The organism is Endozoicomonas sp. SESOKO2 (assembly GCF_024606245.1).
GTDB lineage: Bacteria > Pseudomonadota > Gammaproteobacteria > Pseudomonadales > Endozoicomonadaceae > Endozoicomonas_A.
The window spans coordinates 1-1,395 of record NZ_JAHHPQ010000400.1 but is presented as its reverse complement, the minus strand read 5'-3'; the positions used below and the strand labels follow the sequence as shown (position 1 = coordinate 1,395).

1 protein-coding gene is annotated in these 1,395 nt (G+C 50.9%); it reads left to right on the top strand.

What is annotated here, in order from left to right:
• Window positions 1-1,395, top strand: a 1,395-nt coding sequence (locus KDK17_RS08770) for a hypothetical protein (RefSeq protein ID WP_257287876.1), incomplete at both ends; no start/stop codon positions are given.

Genomic DNA, 1,395 nt, shown 5'->3' with positions numbered 1-1,395 from the left:
ACGACGTTGGTACACCCGAAAAGTTATCCCTTTTTTTCAAGAATCAATGGTCGAGCCACCTGTGGTGGTTTCTGTTAGCAAAACTACTTCCTCCTTCCATCGTACCCTACCCTTCTTTCAGTCGTGGCCCACCATCATTGTCCCGGGCATTTGGTGATGCCCCCGACTGCACTCCTCATCCGGTGATGATCGATCACGCTTTACTGAAAGGCCGTTTATCAGTGCAAACCAGTTGTATCGAAAACCACCCTGTATGGCAGATCACTGCCTCACCCCCTACATCATCGACAGAGACGCAGGCAGTTGATGGTGATTCTTTGTCTGTCTGGCTATCACTATGGACACTGCTGAACGACACCCATACCAGCACCCTTTTCCTTCGTCCCTGGCGGGAACGTCACCGCAATCACCTGCAGGCTATTATCTGTCAAACACATCCACTCACCCATCATAAAAAGTGTCAGAGTGTTCTTATTGATGTCCCGATGAATCACGAAAAACCCTGGCTGCTGCCCGAACTGGCTAACAAAGAAACCATAAGCAGCGACGGGCACACCGCTCTGGACAGCACCTACATTAAGCGGGTCAATCAGGCTATTCACTGCCTTTCTTCCCACGGTGAGTTGTTTGCCGAACCCGATAAAGGCAAGTCAGCCGACAAAGAAAAAATACACGCCTGCGATAATAATCGCTGGCTTTACCCATTGTCAGACCAAAAGTCGGATCAAAGATGGCTTTATCAACCGGGTATTCCTGAGACTCCGATAAAACCCGGTCCGGCACTCATCACCGGGAAATACTTTAACCTCTGGGCATTGGAAAAGGCGTCTCCCGGCAGTGACACCTATCCGGTCTGGTCGAGGTCTTCTCTATTCATCGCCCGCAACGACCGACATCGAAAGTACCATTTCCTGGGAGCAGGAGACCCGGTGCTGTTAATGCAGTTCGCTGATGCCCCTTATAATATCAGGGATCATTATGCCGGTTGGGATGGCCCTGACATTGGCACCCTTGTAGAAAGCGAGCATCTCAACCTGGCCACCCTGTTTATGGACGCGGTGACCAATACACCCTTTAATCTCTATCAATGGCGGGGGATTCTCTCAGGGTTCAGCTCACCGTCCCTGCCAAAAAGCCTCAGTGACCGGGTAAGGCAGCAAATTCTGAACGACCCCGGCTCACTTTACCAGTTTGTTCAACAGCGGCCAGAGTTACTGAACAACGTGCTGACCTATTTGAACCGGGAGTTTCCGGGGCATCCTGTCCACTCATACTTTTCTGGTCGTGTACCCCCCTATTCTACCCATCAAACAAACGGAAACCCACTGGCTTTGCTGCCAGAAGCGGGAAATGCGTTCCAGCCAGATACACAACTCCCGTCAACAACATTTACAA